Consider the following 16,289-nt stretch of genomic DNA (forward strand, 5'->3'; position numbering starts at 1 on the left):
GCAGGACCCCGTCGGGCCGCCCGGCACGGTCACGCCGGCCCCGCGTCGGGGGCGACGAGCCCGAGCACCTCGTCGTACGCCTGCCGCGCGACGGCGGGGGAGTAGCGCTCGTCCCAGCGGCGTCGGGCGCCGGCCGAGAGGAGGGCGTTCACGTCGGGGTCGGCCGCACGCGCGAGGGCCGCGGCCAGGCCGGCGGGGTCGTCGGCCACCAGGCAGCCGGCCGACTCGTCGACGTCGAGACCGAGCACGCCGAAGGACGTCGCGACGACCGGCAGGCCGCGCGACAGCGACTCGAGGACCTTGATCTTGATGCCGCTGCCCGTCTGCAGCGGCGACAGCAGCCCGGCGGCGGACAGCAGCACGTCGTCGAGGTCGGGCACCCAGCCGAGCGGACGGACCCGGTCGCCCCAGGCGGCCGCCTCGGGCAGCGCGTCCACGGAACCGCGCCCGACGAGCGCGAGCCGGAAGTCGGGCACGGCGGCGAGGACGGCCTCGCGGCACGTCCCCAGGAACCACCGCAGCGCGTCCCGGTTCGGCTGGAACTCCAGGCTGCCGAGGAAGACGTACGACGGCTCGCCCGAGAAGGTCCGCGGCCGGTCGGAGCCGCTGCCGAGCAGGGGCAGCAGCGTCACCACGGAGCCCGAGCCCGACCGCTGCGCCAGCAGGGCGGTCTCGTCCGGGTTGACCAGCGCGGTGGCGTCGAAGTCGGCCGGCGCCCGGTCCTCGGAACGCGCGGCCAGCCGCTGCTCGAGCTGGAGCAGGGGCCGGTAGACGGCGGGCCGACCGGCCAGCCGCCGGGCCGGGCCGGGCAGCATCTTGCCGAAGTCGCCGAGGGGGTCGCTGGCCTCCTGCTGCTCCCGTGCGTGGGCCAGGATCGAGCGGTAGCGCAGGGAGAAGAGGTCGTCGGCGTAGAGGACGCGACGCTTGCGGGGCAGCGCGCGGGCGTACTGGGCGGTCCGGATCGTGTCCCAGACCTGCAGGTCCGCGTCGAGGTCGTCGAGGAGCGTGCCGATCTCGCGCAGCAGCCGCGGCGACCACAGCGCCGCCTCCTGCAACGCCGACCGGGCCGGCCCGAGGACCCGCGTGGCCAGCGAGCGCAGCTGCTCCCGCGAACCCGGGCGACGCAGGACGTGCAGGTCGTACGGCACCGGCGGCCGTTCGAGGTCGGGGTCGCCGACGAGCACCACGTGCACGTTCTCGGCCCCCAGCCGGGCGACCAGGTGGTCCAGCAGGCCGCCGAGGACGACCTGCTTGCCGAAGGTGCGGGGCTCGGGCTCGCTGGCGGTGACCAGGACGACGGAGCGGGTGGGCGTGTTCATGCGGCGGCTCCCGAGGGGCTGCGGAGCAGGCGGGGCAGGCGGGCGGCCATCCGGTCGGGCAGGACGAGCGCCAGGGCCGAGGCGACCGACCCCCGGTCGACGAGCAGCGAGGCGACCCCGACGACGACGGCGCAGACGAGGCCCAGGACGACCAGGGAGCCGAGCTGACCGGCGGGCAGCAGCGCCCGGACGGCGAGGCCGACCGCGGCGGTCGCGCCCGCGACGGCGAAGCCCGGGGCCACGGCGCGGACCACGTCGCCGACCGGCACGCGGGTGACCCGGTGCAGGACGGTCAGCCGCGCGACGCAGTAGAGGAGGTTGAAGACGAGGTGCACCGAGGCCACGCCGACGAGCCCGTAGCGCGGCGCGAGCAGGAACATCCCGGCCATGACGAGGGTGGCGGGCACGTCCAGGCGGACGAGCACGCCCGGCCGGCCCAGCGCCGAGAACACGTCCCCGCTCGCCCACGCCACCGACATCACCCCGATGCTGAGCGAGATGAGCATCATCGGCACCACGGCGGGCTCCCAGGTGGCGGAGAAGACGACGGGCACGGCGTCGCGGGCGACGACCGCGAGCGACGTCCCGGCGGCCAGCCCGTAGAGCGCGAGCAGCCGGGTCGCCCGGAGCATCGAGCTGTTCAGGACACCCTCCGAGACGGCGCGGGCCCGGGCGTACGCCGGGAGGGCGACGGCGGAGAAGATCCACAGGACGTTCTCGATGACGAGCTCGGGCAGCTTGTAGGCCATGCCGTAGAAGCCGAGGGCGGACGCGCCGAGGACGCTGCCGACCACGAGGTAGTCGACCGTGGTCCGGAACGAGCCGAGCACCCGGATCGCCGTCACCTGCCCCCCGAACCGCAGCAGGCCGCGCGAGACGTCCCCGCGCACCGCCGTGGTCGGCCGGATCGGCACGAGGCACCACAGCACCACCATGGCGACCAGCTCGCTGGCCAGGAGACCGGCCGCGATGCTCAGCGCCCCGCCGATCGTGAAGGCGAGGGGGATCGACACGCCGGCCCGCAGGACGGCCCGCGTGACGTCGATCATCGTGCGCCGCCGGAAGCGCAGGTCCCGCTTGAGGACGGCGTCGTTCACGAGGCCGGCCCCGCGGAACAGCGGGTAGAGGAAGATCAGGGCGAACAGCTCGACGTGGTCGGGCGCGTGGAACAGCGCGGCGATCAGCGGCGAGGCCGCCGCGCCGGCGCCGGCGACCAGCGCCGCGAGCCCGAGGTTGAGCGTGAAGGCGGCCCGGATGCGCGGGGTGACGCCCGTCTCCTGCTCGGCGACCACGGCCGCGCCGAGCCCGAGGTCGAGCGCGGCGTCGAGGATGGCGATGACGGTCAGCGCCGCGGTGACCAGGCCGAAGTCGGCGGGCACGAGGATGCGGGCGAGGACCAGGGTGAGGCCGAGCACCACCAGGCGGTTGCCGCCCCAGGCCAGCGCGGTCCAGGCGAAGCCTCGGGCCGACGCCCGGCCGACGTCCGCCCCCGTCTCCGGGGTGGCGGTCGCTCCGGCCGCTGCGGTGCCGGCGCCGGCCTCGTCCGCCACGCGGTCCGCGAGCCCGGGCAGCGGCTCCTGCGGCTCGTCGACGCCGAGGTGGAGGTCCACGGAACCCGCGGCCGCCCCGTCCGTGGGCGTGAACCCGGTCGGAGGGTCGGCGGGGTCGGCGGGCGGGCCCGCAGGGCGGGCCGGTCCGGGTGACGGCGGCACGGGTGGGAGTCCCCCTGAGGAAGAGGTGGCGGGGCGCGCTGGCCCGTGGACAGCCCCCCGGCGTCCGCGACCATTGTTGCCCCAGGTCGGGAGCGGCTCTGCCCGTTTGCGTGGAAATGCTGCGTCATCGTCCCGGACCCGTCAACATGGCACCGACGAACGAGGGTCCAGCGGTGCCCCTCGCGACGACGGAGGCCCGGTGCGACCGGCCGGAACCAGGAGCAGAACAGACGTGCGCGTGCTGACCGTCATCGACGCCTTCCGCCTCGGCGGGGCGGAGACCCTGGTGGCCCAGCTGGGCCGGGTGTCCGCGGAGGTGGGGATCGAGCTGGACGTCCTCAGCCTGCACGGCCGCTCGCCGGAGCTGTCCCGCCTCGAGCCGCTGCTGGTCGAGGCGGGCATCGAGCCGCGCTACCTCGGCGTACGACGCACCCTCGACGCGCCCGGCTTCGCCCGCCTCGTCCGCTACATCCGCCGGACGAACCCCGACGTCGTGCACGCCCACCTCGAGATGAGCATGACCATGGCGCTGCCGGCGGCACGCCTGGCCGGCAAGCCCGGCGTCGGGACTTTCCACCAGGTCTACCGCCCGATGCACGGCCGCGAGCTGGGCCGTGAGCGCCTGGCCGTGGAGGTCGCGACGCGCAGCGACGCCACCGTGTTCGTGTCCAACGCCTCGCGCCGCAGCTACGCCGAGCACTTCCGGTCCGGGCGCACGCCCGGCAGCTGGCACGTGGTGCACAACGGGGTCGACCTGCAGCACTTCACGCCGCCCGGGCCCGGTGAGCCCTCCACGCTCCCGGCCGACCTCGGTCTCGGCGACGGGCCCGTCGTCACCGTCGTGGCGGCGCTGCGCGACTTCAAGGGCATCACCCACGCGGTGGCGGCCTGGCCCGAGGTCCTGTCCCGCCACCCCTCGGCCACGCTGCTGGTGGTCGGCTCGGGCGAGGAGGGCGACCGGCTCCGCCGCCAGGTCACCGACCTCGGGCTGGACGGGTCGGTGGTCTTCGCGGGCATGCGGAGCGACGTCGTGGAGGTCATGCGCGGCTCGGACGTGGTGCTTCTGCCCTCGATCTTCGGCGAGAACCTGCCGACGGTGCTGATGGAGGCCGGCGGGTGCGCCCGTCCGGTCGTGGCCAGCGACGTGGGCGGGATCGCCGACATCGTCGTCGACGGCGAGACGGGCCTGCTGACCCGGCCGGGCGACGCCGCGTCCATCGCGGTCGCCCTCGTCCGGCTGCTCGACGACGACGCGCTGCGCACCCGTCTCGGCGCGGCCGCGCGCCTGCGGATGGAGGAGCACTTCGACGCCCGCCTCTGGGCCCGGAACCTGCTGGCCCTCTACCGCCAGGTGGGCGAGCGGGGTCGTCGCGGGGCGACGCGCGCCTAGCCGTCCGCGCGAAAGAGCCCCCGGCCCCAGCCTCCGGCGTTAGAGTCCAGGGCCGGACGTCGGGGTCGGGCACCCGGGGGCACGTCGTCCCGGGAGCCGGAGAAGACCACGAGAGGACCACAGGTGGAGAAGAAGCCCTCGCGCTTCGCCGACCGCACCCTGCGCCGGAGCATCCTGGCCGGCGCGGTCGCGGCGCTGGTGCTGCTCGTGGCGGGCCTCGTGCTCGCCGCGACGACGACGTCGGAGTGGACCGCCGAGTCCGTCTCGGTCGTCCTGCCGGACGCCACGCTCAGCGCGTCCGACTCCGCGGCCTACTACGAGACCCTGAGCCGCGGCCAGATCGTCGCCACCTTCGCCGAGGTCGCGAGCAACAAGCGCTTCGAGCAGCAGGCCGAGCAGAACCTCGGGCTGGACGCGGCCCGCTCGGCCGGCGTCACCACCGAGGTGACGGTCGCCCCCTCCACCTCGGTCGTGCTGATCCGGGCGACGAGCGACGACCGGACGGTGGCCGAGCAGGTCACGCAGGAGATGACGACGGTCTCGCAGGCCTACCTGCAGGGCCTCGCGAAGCCGTACCGGCTGGACGTCGTCAACCCGGGTACCGGAACGTCGTTCCGCTCGAGCACGTCCCCGCTCGTCGTCGCCGGCGCCGCGGTCGTCGTCGCCCTCGTGGGCGGACTGGCGATCCAGCAGGCGGTCTACCACAGCCTCGTGGCCCTGCGCCCGGAGCGGCGGCGCGCGCTGCCGGCCGGCCCGGCCGACGTCCCCGCCGCCGTCGGGCCTCCGCCCGAGGCTCCGGAGCCGCCCGCCCACGACGCGCCCGGCGTGCCGAGCGACCGGAGGCCGCAGTGGGGCTGAGCTCCGCGGAACCGGTCCCCGGGACCGCCGCCGGCGAGCGGCCGCTGAAGGTCCTCGTCGTCGAGTTCCTGCCCAGCGGGGGCATGTTCCAGTTCTCCTACCTCTTCGGCGAGGCGCTGGCCGCCCTCGGGCACCAGGTCACCCTGCTGACCGGACCGCGGCCCGAGCTGGCCTCGCGGCGGGCCGGCTTCGTGGTCGACCCGTCCCTGCCCACCTGGCACCCGAACGAGGGCCTCGAGACCGGGGGCCTGCGCCGCAGGGCCCGGCGCGCGCTCCGGGCGCTCCAGCTCGTCGCCGCCTGGGGGTCGGTGCTCGTCCGCGTCCGCCGCGAGCGGCCCGACGTCGTGCAGTTCGGCGAGCTCCGCTACACCCTCGACACCGCCGCCTTCGCCCTCGTCGCCCGCTTCGGCGGGGCCCGCGCGGTCGTGGACGTGGCGCACAACCCGGTCCCGTACGACGTCACGGGGTCGTCCGACTCCGTGGAGAAGTCCGGCCGGCTGACGCGAGCGCTGCTGGCCCGTGCGTACGCCGCCGCCGACCTCGTGCTCGTGCTCGGCGAGGGCCCACGCACCGAGCTGCTCCGTGCCTTCCCGGGCGTCCGGCGCACCGCGGTCTGCGGGCACGGCGACTACTCCGCGCTCGTGCGCCAGGAGGCCGTCGACGTGCTGCCGTCGGCCGCCCCGCCCGCGGCCCTGTTCTTCGGCGCGTGGACCAAGTACAAGGACATCCCCCTCCTGCTCGACGGCTTCGCCCTCGTCCGCGAGCAGCTGCCGGAGGCGACGCTGACGCTGGCCGGGCCGGTGATGCCCGACGTCGACCTCGAGGAGGTGCGGCGGCGCGCGGAACCGATCGGCGGGGTCGACCTGCGCCCGGGCTACGTGGCGATCGAGGACCTGCCCGGGCTGTTCGCGCAGCACCGCGCCGTGATGTTCACCTACGCCACCGTCAACATCAGCGGCAGCGTGCACATGGCCTACACCTTCGGCCGGCCCGTCGTCGCGACCCGCGTGGGTGCGATGGAGGACGCCGTCGAGGACGGGGTCACCGGGCTGCTGGCGGAGCCGACGCCACGGGCCGTGGCCGACGCGATGCTCGCGGTGCTCGGCGACCCCGACCGCGCCGACGCCCTCGGCGCGGGTGCCCGGGAGCACGCCGAGCGCAGCTCCACCTGGTCGGGCGTGGCCGACAAGGCCGTGGCCGCCTACCGCGACACGCTGGCCGGGTCCGCCGGCCGCTGAGCCGGGAGGACGCGCGTCCTCAGGCGAGGACGCGCAGCCGGTCCCACGGGACGTGCGGCATCCCGTAGTAGTCCCAGGCGAAGCCCGCCGAGGTGTAGACCGCGCCCGGGCTCGTCGCCGTCGCGTCGGCCGCTCGCTGGAAGCTCACGCTCAGCGGGGCGCCGCCCTGGTCGATGACGTAGGCGCCGTAGGTCTGCAGCGCCTCCGCCACCGTCCGCTCGCCCCGGGTCAGCCCGACGACCCCGTCCAGGTCGATCGACGGGTCGAGCTGCAGCCGGGCGCCCTCGGTCAGGCAGTCGGTGCGGTAGGACGTCCCGTCGGTCTTGATCGCCGGTGCGCGGTAGACCCTGGCGCAGACGTTGTCGGACTGCACCACGAGCGCGTGGTCGATGTCGCCGGCCGCGATCTCGGAGACCCGGACGACCCCACCGAGCCGGGACGCGCCCGAGCCGGTGCTGCTGCCGCCCCAGCCCGACCCCTTGAGTGAGTTGACCGCGCCGAAGGAGGCGCGCCAGCCGGAGCCCGTGCGCTCGGCCTGCCAGTACTCACCGATCGTGTGGTCGGTGCTGTCGATGACGACCATCGCGCCGTCGCTGCCGAGCTGCGGGACGGCACCGGCCGGGACCGGCATCTTCTGCCCGCTCAGCGGGCAGTCGCCCCAGGCGCCCTCCATCGTGCAGGTCACGTCGACGCGGGGCGTGGACGCGTCGGCGGTGTAGATCGGGATGCCGAACTCGTAGAGGCCGGCGTACGCCTGGTCCTCCCGGGCGGCCCGCGCGACCATCGCCGCGGACCCCGGGTCCACCTCGGGCCGGGCGCCGATCGGCACGTTGTACGGGCTGCTGGAGGCGAACGGCCGCCAGGGGGCGGCCGCCGCCGGCTGGGGCGCGAGCACCGCCGACGCCGGGAGCAGGGCCGCGAGGGCCGCGCCGACGAGGCGGGCCCGACGACGGTGGGGAGGGGCGGCGGAGGCCGACGCGGGGGAGGGGAGGGGCTGCGGAATCATCACGACCTGCCGGTGCGGGTCCCCGGGCGGGGACCATGGACGACGTCTGGGCAGCCGCCGTCGCCTGCCCACCCCCCGGCGCACGACCCTAGCAACGCGCTCCGGGTCGCGCGGGACGTCCGGACCGGTTCAGCGGGTGGAGGCGGACGGCGCCTCGGTGACGCGGTGGATCCGGTAGCCGAGCATCCGCTGGAAGTGCCGCAGGCCGTTGGGCAGGCCGATCGGGCTGCTCGAGTCCGCCAGGTGGCGCACGCCGCGGGCGGCGAGCTCGTCGGCCAGCACCCGGGTCATGAGGTAGCGGGCGGCGGTCGCGGCCGGGTCGTCGACCAGGGTGCGGAAGTACGTCAGCGCCGCCCAGCTCCCGCTCGTCGGGGTCACCGAGAGCAGCAGCGGGCCACCGTCGGCGTCGCGGGCGACGAGCCAGAGCCGGTACTCCAGCAGGCGCCGCAGCCCCTCACCCGTCGTCCGGTAGACCTCGGACGGGTGGTGGCGCTCCCGGTCCGTCGCCTGCGCCAGCAGGGCCTCCCGGTCCGCCTCGTCCACCGGGGACCAGGTCACGCCCGCCCGCTCGGCCTTGCGGGCCTGGCGCCGCAACGTCTGCCGGTCCGGCCCGAGCGCGTACGTGCCCGGCTCGTCCGGGACCGTCAGCACCGAGGACAGCTCGTGCACCGGCAGGCGGCCCGGCCCGCGCTTGTGGGTGAGGGCGTCGCGGATCTCCCGGCCCTCCGGGGAGTCGTCCAGCCGGGCCTGCAGGTGAGGCAGCAGCAGGGCGGCCGCCATCACGGCGATGCTGCGGCGGGGCTCGTGCAGGACGAACGCACCGCCCGTGCGGCTGCTCTCGACGTAGTCGTGGAAGTAGTCCGAGACGAGCTGCTCGCGTCCCTCGTCGTCGTCTGGGACCTCCAGCCGGGCGAGGGCCGAGGTCAGCACGCGTCGCCGTCCGTCCACCGCAGGAGGCTAGGCAGGACGGCTCGTCAGCCGATTCTGTTCGGCAAAAGATTAATGGGATCCTCAGCATCGAGGTGTTTGAGACGCTGGCGACCATGGCGTTATTCCGGCGTCGGCGGTGGCGGACGTCACCAGGGCAACGTTGTCAAAACCCTGGCGCGCCCCTGCGCTCGACGGAAACCGTTGCTAAAGTTTTCAACAGACCCGGGGGGCCGGGACTTCTCGCATCAACGTCGTTGCGTTGGTAGCCGCTGCTCGGCAGCAAAATCTCGGGGGAGATTTTCGTGATCGGTTCTTTCGCGTCCACACGCGCCCATCGACAGATGAGGCTGGCCGTGGCCACCGCGGCGCTCGACGTCGCCGCCCTGTTCGTCGCCTTCTCCGTCGCCTACGAGCTACGGCTCCTCGACCCCAAGCGGCTTGTCGCGTACGTGAGCTTCCCGGCGTACGCCGGCTACCTCGCCGTCGCGACGCCGGCCTGGGTCCTGACCTTCGCGGCCTGCGGCCTCTACGCGACGCGGCAGAGCTACGGGCGCGTCAGCGAGGTCGGCCGCGTGCTGGTCGCCGTCGGGCTGGGCGTCATGGCCCTGATCGTCCTGGACTTCTTCTCCTTCGAGCTGCCGCTCTTCCCGGGCCGGGCCGTACCGGCGTACGCCTTCGTCCTCGGGGTGTCGCTGGTGCTCGCCGGCCGTCAGGTCCTCCGCTGGGTGCTGCGCGCGCTGCACCGCCGCGAGCGGGCGCTGCACAACATCGTGGTCGTCGGCACCGGCCCGCTCGCCGAGCGGGTCGCGGGCAGCCTGGTCGGCTCCGGGCGCGGCCAGTCCGTCGTCGCCGCCGTCTCGCCCACCGACGCGGGTGGGGTCTTCCTCGGTGACCGGCCGGTCTACGCGACCATCGAGCAGGCCCTGGCGTCGCACCGCGTACGGATCGACGAGATCGTCCAGACCGACACCACGCTCAGCCGCGAGGAGTCGACACGGCTGATGGCCCTGGCGAACGACCTGGGCATGGGCTACCGCTTCGTGCCCGACCTCTACGGCGTGTTCGCCGCCAGCGCGACCATGGCGGCCGTCGACGGCGTCCCGCTGATGGAGGTGCGGCTGACCTCGCTCGACGGCTGGGCCACGGTCGGCAAGCGGATCGTCGACGTCGCGGGGTCGCTGGTCGGCCTGTTCCTGCTTGCGCCGCTGTTCCTCACGGTCGCGCTGCTCGTCAAGGTCACCGACCCTGCGGGCCCCGTGCTCTACCGCCAGCAGCGGCTCGGCCGCGGTGGGCGTGCCATCGGCGTCTTCAAGTTCCGCTCGATGCTGTGGGAGTACTCCACCGGGCCCGACCGTCCGTACAAGACGGCCGAGGAGGCGTTCGTCGCCATGGGCCGTCAGGACCTGATCGAGGAGTTCGCGCTCACGCAGAAGGTCGCGGAGGACCCGCGGGTGTCGCGGCTCGGGTCGTTCCTGCGCCGGACGAGCCTGGACGAGCTCCCGCAGCTGCTGAACTCGCTGCTGGGCCACCTGTCCCTCGTCGGTCCGCGGCCGATCACCCCCATGGAGCTCGAGCGCTACGGCGAGCACCGCAAGAGCTTCCTGGCGCTCAAGCCGGGCATCACCGGCCTGTGGCAGGTCTCGGGGCGCAGCGACGTCGGCTACGACCAGCGCGTCAAGCTCGACGTCTTCTACGCCGAGAACTGGAGCACCCTGCTCGACGTGACGATCCTGGCCCGTACGTTCACGACCGTGGCCGCCCGTCGCGGGGCCTACTGACCGCCGCCCCCTGCCCTCTCCCCAACACGCGGGCTGAGGTGCGTCCCCGCGTCACCGCAGCCCACGGGCGGGGGTGCGGCCCGGAGAGCCCGGTCCGACCTCGGTCGGCCGGGCTCTTCGTCTTCGTCGGCGCCGCCGGCGCCGCCGGCGCCGTCGAGGCCGAGCCTCAGCCCGCCGGCCGGTCCCACGGGCCGACGTAGGTCGACGCCGGGTCGAGGGCCGGAGCCGGCGGAGCCTCCGGAACGTACGCGCGCTGCGGCTTGGCGCGGGAGGCCCACAGCCAGAGCGCCGCGGTGCTCAGCAGGAGGATGACGGCCGGCAGCAGGACCGACGGGCCCGCGCTGCCCGCACCGCGGTCGAACACGGTCGAGGTGTCCTGCTGCAGCAGCACCAGGCTGCCGAACGCGACGAGGTTGTTCGCGGTGTGCAGCAGCACCGCCAGCTCGAGCCCCCCGGAACGCCAGGTGACGAGCGAGAGCACCACGGCGAAGGCGAAGTAGAAGCCGATCAGCCACGGGTCCCCGGCGCCGTGGGCGAGCGTGAAGACGCCGCCCGACAGGACCGTGCCCACCAGCAGCGCCGTCCGCGGCGAGGCGAACCACGAGCCGGCGCCCCGGGTGATCAGCCCTCGGGCCCCGTACTCCTCGCCCGCGGCCTGGAACGGCGTGGTCAGCACGACGATCACGAGCAGCGCGACGTACGTGCCGCTCGGCGTCTTCACCGTCTCCGGGGCGTAGTACAGGGTGATCGCGAGGTAGGCCGCCCAGAACGGCAGCACCACCAGGGCACCGCGGCCCAGGAGGCCCCAGCGGAACCGCCCGGTGACCGAGTGCAGCCAGCGGCCGCGCTGGCCGAAGAACGCCCGCTGCAGCACCATGCTCAGCGGGATGCAGGCGGCGTTCGAGAGGTTCACGGCCACGAGCAGCGCGGGCGTCAGGCTCAGCCTCATCTGCATCAGGTCGTCGACGGCGACCCGCCCGCGGTAGACGTCCCAGCCGATCGCCGCGCCCTGCAGGACGGTGCTGACGAGCAGGTAGGACAGCACGAAGCAGACGATCATGAGCACGCCGCGGCCGCGGGTGGCGCGCGGGGTGCGCAGCATCTGCGGGTAGGCGACGGGCTCGACCGGCATCGGGTCGCGCAGCGCGAGCACGGGCGGCGGCCCGTACGTCACGGGGTAGGTCACGGGACATCCCTCCAGGTCCGCCCGCGGGCCGGGCGGACCTCCAGTGTGCCCGGGGCGACCCTGAGGACGGGCCGCCGGATTCTTGGTAACGAGCGGGCCCCGACGAGCGAGGACACGGGCAGACGGTGGCGACGCACCGTCGCGGTGTGCGGGGGCACGGCTGCCGAACGGGCCGCACCGAGGCGGCCCGGTCCTCGAAGGAGCCCCTCGTGACCTCTCTGCCCCTGACCGCCCGCGAGGTCCTCGCGGGCCCCGCCCGTCGCTACGGCCGCCCCCGGCTCGCCGGTGCCGCGGCGCTCGTCACCCTGGCGCTGTCCGTGGCCGTCCCGACTGGCCTGCTGCCGACGACCACGGCCCAGGCCACCCCGACGACCACGACGCAGGCCACCACGGTCACCACCGCCACCCTGTCGGCCCCGCTCCGGGTCGCGAGCTACAACATCCGCAACGCCAACTCCTACGAGGGACGCAAGAACGAGAAGCGGTGGGAGGACCGCCGGGGTGCGGTGGTCGACACGATCCTGGGCCAGGACCTCGACGTGCTGGCGGTCCAGGAAGCGACCCAGGGCCTGCTGCACGACGGCGAGTCCGAGCCGAAGAAGATCAACCAGTACGACGACCTCCTCGCCCGGCTCGGGGGCACCTGGGCGATCACCAACGCCACCCGCTACAACTGCGAGAAGGACACCTCCCCGAACAGCTGCCGGTACGTGGAGAAGGGCGCCTCCGAGGGTCAGCGGATCCTCTACGACGCCGCCCGGGTGGAGCTGGTGGCGCAGGGCTCGAGGCTGCTGCCCGTGCCGAAGGGCAAGGGCGACAACTACATGACCTGGGCCGAGCTGCGTCAGCGCAGCACCGGCAAGCGGTTCCTCTTCTCGAACCTGCACACGGTGGGGACCGACAAGGACTACAAGATCAAGAACGAGCAGGCCCGGGTCGCGCTCGCCGAGCTCAAGGACCACAACCCGGACGACCTGCCCATGATCGCCGTCGGCGACTGGAACTCGAGCCGCTTCGAGAAGCCGAGCAACGGCCCGTACGACGTGTACGTCAAGGCGGGCTTCGTCGACCCGCTCGGCGGGAGGTACAAGACCCACAAGCCCAAGGGCGCGACCGTCGAGCACAAGATCCACACCTGGCTGAACAGCTCCAACGGCGGCTGGGCGCGCAAGGCACCCGGCCACAAGAGCTGGGGCCTCGGCAGCTACATCGACTACGTCCTGACCACGAAGATGCGGGTCAGCGAGTGGGAGACCGTGGCCCGGCTCGACAAGAAGGGCCGGTACGTCGGCACCATCCCCTCGGACCACAACATGGTCCGGGCCACGGTCTGGCTGCCCAGCTAGGCGACGACGGCTACGGCCGGCGGGCGTGCGCCACGGTCTCCTCGTCGTCCGCGATCAGCACGGACGGGGCCTCCGGACGGGCGCCGGTGATGCGGGCGTACGTCGCACCGGCGATCGCGGCGCCGACCAGGGGGGCCAGCAGGAAGAGCCACACCTGGGCCAGCGCCGGGCCGCCGACGTACCAGGCGACGCCGAGCGAGCGGGCGGGGTTCACCGAGGTGTTGGTGACCGGGATGCTGATCAGGTGGATCAGGGTCAGAGCGAGCCCGATCGCGACGGGCGCGAACGCCTTGTTCGTGCGGTCGTCGGTGGCCCCGAGGATCACGTAGAGGAACGCGGCCGTCAGGACGACCTCGGTCAGGAGCGCGGCGCCGAGGCCGTAGCCGCCGGGGGAGTGCGCGCCGTAGCCGTTGGTGGCGAAGCCGGTCGCCCGCAGCTGGGCGGCGGTGGTGCTCGGGCTCCCGGTCGCGATGACGAACAGCACGCCGCCGGCCAGGCTCGCGGCGACGATCTGGGTGACGACGTACGGCAGCACCTCCGACCAGCGGAAGCGCCGGGCGACGGCGAGGCCGACCGTGACGGCCGGGTTGAAGTGGCCGCCCGAGACGTGGCCGAAGGCGTACGCGCCGGTCAGGACCGTGAGGCCGAACGCGAGCGCGACGCCGACGAAGCCGATGCCGAGCTGGACGCCGTCGTCGGTGAGGAACTTGGCGGCGAGCACGGCGCTGCCGCAGCCGCCGAAGACGAGGCCGAAGGTGCCGAGGGCCTCGGCACCCAGGCGGGCGTGGAGCCGGGCGTCGGAGGGCGGCGCGGGGGTGGTGGGCATGTCGGCTCGCTTCGTGCGGATGTGGGTGGGTCGGACCGGATCAGCGCGCGGCGACGGTGCGGCGGGGCGAGAGCCTGGAGAAGGGTGGCACGGGCCCGCGAGGTGAGCGTGCCGGGTCTCGTCAGCGACCGCGGCCGCGCCGGCTGAGCCGGGCGACGAGGGCGGCGGCGCCGACGCCGAGCGCGGCCCCACCGAAGGACCAGGGCAGGCCGGCCACGTCGATCACCACGCCGGCGACCGCCGTCCCCAGCGCCGCGCCCGCGGTGTTCGACGCGGACAGGAACGCCTGGGCCTCGTTCAGCCGGGCCGGCGGCACGAGCTGGTCGAGCAGCGCCTGCTGCATGATCAGCGTCGGCGCGATGGTCAGGCCGGTGAGGAACAGCACCGGCAGCAGCACCGGGAGGTTCGAGGTGCCGGTCGCGAGCAGCACCGCGAGGACGGTCAGCAGCAGGGCGAAGACGGCGAGCAGGCGCGGGACGGCCCGCCGCTCGCTGAGCGACCAGGTCCGCGAGCCGTAGGCCAGGCCGCCGAGGGTGCTGCCCCCGGCGATGGCGGCGAAGAGGATCCCGACGCGCTCGGTGCTGCCGAGCGCGAGGTCGGCCGTCCCGGCCATCGACGTGTCGAGCTGGCCGAACCCGATGCTGATCACGAGCATCACCGCGAGGACGACGGGGACGCCGGCCGCGGTCAGCGCGCTGCGCGGCCCGCTCGGCGCGGCGGAGGCGTCGTGGCCGGCGGCGGCCTGCTGGGACGCGGCGGTGGCCCGGCGGGCGACGCCGGTCAGGCAGTAGCCGACGCCGCCGACGGCCAGCAGGCCGGCGGTGACGAGCAGCGGCACCGCCGCGACCCCGGGCAGCAGGAGGGCGGACAGCAGCAGCGGCCCGCAGACGAAGGCCAGCTCGACCGAGGTGGCGTCGAGCGCGAAGGCGACGCGCCGCCCGGCGGGGTCGGGCAGCACGATGCGGAAGCTCGACCGGAGCGCGGGGCCGATGGCGGGATAGCTGAGCCCGACGCCGACGGCGATCGCCAGCAGCGCGTGGTCGGAGGCGCCGTGCGTCGTGGCCAGGGCGAGGGCCACGAGCAGGCCCGTGCTGGTGAGCGCGGTCGGCAGCAGCACCCGGAGCTGGCCGAAGCGGTCCATGAGCCGGCCCCACAGCGGGGTGCCGACCGCGGCGCCGACGGCGTAGACCCCGCTGACCAGGCCGGCGAGCGCGTACGTGCCGCGCTGCTCCTCGACGAGGATCAGGATGCCGAGCGGGATCATCGCCAGGGTCAGCCGGGCGAGGGCCGCGAAGAGGAAGGGCCTCGACGCCGGGCCGTGCCGCAAGAGCCGCCCGTACGCGCGGACGCCGGTCCCGAGCTCGACCGGAGGGGCGTCGTGCGCGTCGAGGACCACGGGCGCACGCACAGCTCTCCTGCGCACGGTCGTGGGTCCCCGGGGTGCGCAGCCGGGCGCCGCGGCGCTGCACCGACGGACGGGGCGGGTGCCGCGTCCTCCGACCGCATCCTACGGCGCGGCGGCCGAGGTCGCCGAGCCGCACGGTCGACCGTGAGTTTCGAGGAGTTTCGCCCGCGGGTGACGACGTGCCAGGATGGGCGGGACGTCCGCCACGCCGAGAGGGGTGCCCCGTGCCCAGCAACCCCCGACCGTCGACCGGACGGGTCACCGTCGCCGAGATCGCGTCGAGCGCCGGGGTGTCCGTCGCGACGGTCTCGAAGGTGCTCAACCAGCGCTCCGACGTCGCGCCCGAGACCCGGGCCCGGGTCAAGGCCGTGCTCGCGGAGCAGCACTACGTGCCGTCGACCCGCACCCGGAACAACGCGAAGGCGCGGCTGCCGAAGCGCGGCGGGCTGATCGACATCGTCTTCAACGACCCGGGCTCGCCCTGGGCGGCCGAGATGATCCGCGGGGCGGAGGCGGCGGCCCGGGCGGTCCGCGCCTCCATCGTGGTCACGGCCCTCGAGCCCGGTCCGAGCGGCCACCAGCGCTGGCTGGACGACATGGTCGCGCGCGGGTCGCTCGGGGTCATCCTGGCCGTGTCGAACCTCTCCGTCGACGAGCAGCGCGCGGTCGGCCAGCTCGGCGTCCCCGCCGTGCTCATGGACCCGGTCGGCGACTTCGAGTCGGTGCTCCCGGCGCTGGGCTCCGGCAACTTCGGGGGCGCGGTCGCTGCGACCCAGCACCTGATCGACCTCGGGCACCGCGCCATCGCCACGGTCACCGGGCCGATGCGCTACCTCGCCAGCCAGGCCCGCCTGGCCGGCTACCGCGCCGCCCTGGAACGGTCGGGGATCCCGGTGCGGCCCGAGCTCGTGCGCCAGGGCGACTTCCACTACGGGTCCGGCGTCGTCGGGGCGGCCGCCCTGCTCGAGCTCCCCGAACCCCCGACCGCCGTCGTGGCGGCCAACGACGAGCAGGCGCTGGGCGTCTACGCCACGGCCATGGGGAAGGGGCTGCGGGTCCCCGAGGACCTGAGCGTCGTCGGCTTCGACGACGTGCCCCTGTCGCAGTGGGTCCTGCCGCCGCTCACGACGGTCCACCAGCCGATCCGCGAGCTGGCCCAGCTCGCGACCCGCTCGCTCCTCGGCCTGGCCGACGGCGAGCGGGTCCCGCTGCTGGGCCGCATCGAGCTGCCGACCACCCTCGTGGTCCGCGCCAGCACCGGCCCGCCGCCCGCGGGTCGCTGAGCCCGGCCGACC

The 16,289-nt window shown here is 74.5% G+C and carries 13 protein-coding genes; 6 read left to right on the forward strand and 7 right to left on the reverse strand.

The features are described 5' to 3' along the window. Positions 1-29: 29 nt before the first annotated feature. Together ABD665_RS21030 and ABD665_RS21035 are read right to left on the reverse strand one after the other, a co-directional pair. Positions 30-1,319 carry a glycosyltransferase gene (locus tag ABD665_RS21030; protein WP_204912959.1) on the reverse strand — a complete coding sequence of 430 codons (1,290 nt, stop codon included), beginning with the start codon at positions 1,317-1,319 and terminating at the stop codon, positions 30-32. Beyond that, positions 1,316-3,031 carry an oligosaccharide flippase family protein gene (locus tag ABD665_RS21035; protein WP_204912958.1) on the reverse strand — a complete coding sequence of 572 codons (1,716 nt, stop codon included), beginning with the start codon at positions 3,029-3,031 and terminating at the stop codon, positions 1,316-1,318. The genes ABD665_RS21030 and ABD665_RS21035 overlap by 4 nt, the downstream gene beginning before the upstream one ends. Before the next feature lie 232 nt (positions 3,032-3,263). Here ABD665_RS21035 and ABD665_RS21040 point away from each other — a divergent pair, with 232 nt between their 5' ends. The 3 genes from ABD665_RS21040 (at position 3,264) to ABD665_RS21050 (ending at position 6,517) form a co-directional block, all read left to right on the forward strand. Next, positions 3,264-4,421, forward strand: a complete 1,158-nt coding sequence (locus ABD665_RS21040; protein ID WP_204912957.1) for a glycosyltransferase — start codon at positions 3,264-3,266, stop codon at positions 4,419-4,421. 123 nt (positions 4,422-4,544) lie between these two features. Further along, positions 4,545-5,279 (forward strand): hypothetical protein, encoded by a 735-nt coding sequence (locus ABD665_RS21045; protein ID WP_204912956.1) that lies wholly within the window; start codon positions 4,545-4,547, stop codon positions 5,277-5,279. Further along, positions 5,270-6,517: a glycosyltransferase gene (locus ABD665_RS21050; protein WP_204912955.1), complete on the forward strand. Its 1,248-nt coding sequence runs from the start codon at positions 5,270-5,272 to the stop codon at positions 6,515-6,517. The genes ABD665_RS21045 and ABD665_RS21050 overlap by 10 nt, the downstream gene beginning before the upstream one ends. A 19-nt stretch (positions 6,518-6,536) precedes the next feature. On the opposite strand, the gene ABD665_RS21055 is transcribed toward ABD665_RS21050, so the two are convergent. Then, positions 6,537-7,523 carry a hypothetical protein gene (locus ABD665_RS21055; RefSeq protein ID WP_204912954.1) on the reverse strand — a complete coding sequence of 329 codons (987 nt, stop codon included), beginning with the start codon at positions 7,521-7,523 and terminating at the stop codon, positions 6,537-6,539. A 129-nt stretch (positions 7,524-7,652) separates the two neighbouring features. Next, positions 7,653-8,471 carry a hypothetical protein gene (locus tag ABD665_RS21060; protein ID WP_204912953.1) on the reverse strand — a complete coding sequence of 273 codons (819 nt, stop codon included), beginning with the start codon at positions 8,469-8,471 and terminating at the stop codon, positions 7,653-7,655. Positions 8,472-8,794: 323 nt separating this feature from the next. On the opposite strand from ABD665_RS21060, the gene ABD665_RS21065 reads away from it, so the two are divergent. Then, positions 8,795-10,231: an exopolysaccharide biosynthesis polyprenyl glycosylphosphotransferase gene (locus tag ABD665_RS21065; RefSeq protein WP_204912952.1), complete on the forward strand. Its 1,437-nt coding sequence runs from the start codon at positions 8,795-8,797 to the stop codon at positions 10,229-10,231. A 166-nt stretch (positions 10,232-10,397) separates the two neighbouring features. Here the strand turns inward: ABD665_RS21065 and ABD665_RS21070 are convergent, their stop codons facing one another. Continuing rightward, positions 10,398-11,417, reverse strand: coding sequence for a CPBP family glutamic-type intramembrane protease (locus ABD665_RS21070; RefSeq protein WP_204912951.1), 1,020 nt, complete (start codon positions 11,415-11,417; stop codon positions 10,398-10,400). Positions 11,418-11,626: 209 nt separating this feature from the next. Between ABD665_RS21070 and ABD665_RS21075 the strand changes: the two genes are divergently transcribed. Continuing rightward, the gene (locus ABD665_RS21075) at positions 11,627-12,763 is read left to right on the forward strand and encodes an endonuclease/exonuclease/phosphatase family protein (RefSeq protein ID WP_204912950.1); all 1,137 of its coding nucleotides are present in this window, start codon (positions 11,627-11,629) and stop codon (positions 12,761-12,763) included. Between the two features lie 10 nt (positions 12,764-12,773). Here ABD665_RS21075 and aqpZ read toward each other — a convergent pair whose 3' ends face one another. Next, positions 12,774-13,589 carry an aquaporin Z gene (aqpZ, locus tag ABD665_RS21080; RefSeq protein ID WP_204912949.1) on the reverse strand — a complete coding sequence of 272 codons (816 nt, stop codon included), beginning with the start codon at positions 13,587-13,589 and terminating at the stop codon, positions 12,774-12,776. Between the two features lie 121 nt (positions 13,590-13,710). Beyond that, positions 13,711-14,997, reverse strand: a complete 1,287-nt coding sequence (locus ABD665_RS21085) for an MFS transporter (protein ID WP_204912948.1) — start codon at positions 14,995-14,997, stop codon at positions 13,711-13,713. Between the two features lie 221 nt (positions 14,998-15,218). On the opposite strand from ABD665_RS21085, the gene ABD665_RS21090 reads away from it, so the two are divergent. Then, positions 15,219-16,277: a substrate-binding domain-containing protein gene (locus ABD665_RS21090; RefSeq protein ID WP_204912947.1), complete on the forward strand. Its 1,059-nt coding sequence runs from the start codon at positions 15,219-15,221 to the stop codon at positions 16,275-16,277. Positions 16,278-16,289 lie beyond the last annotated feature (12 nt).

The organism is Microlunatus spumicola (assembly GCF_039536445.1).
Taxonomy (GTDB): domain Bacteria; phylum Actinomycetota; class Actinomycetes; order Propionibacteriales; family Propionibacteriaceae; genus Microlunatus; species Microlunatus spumicola.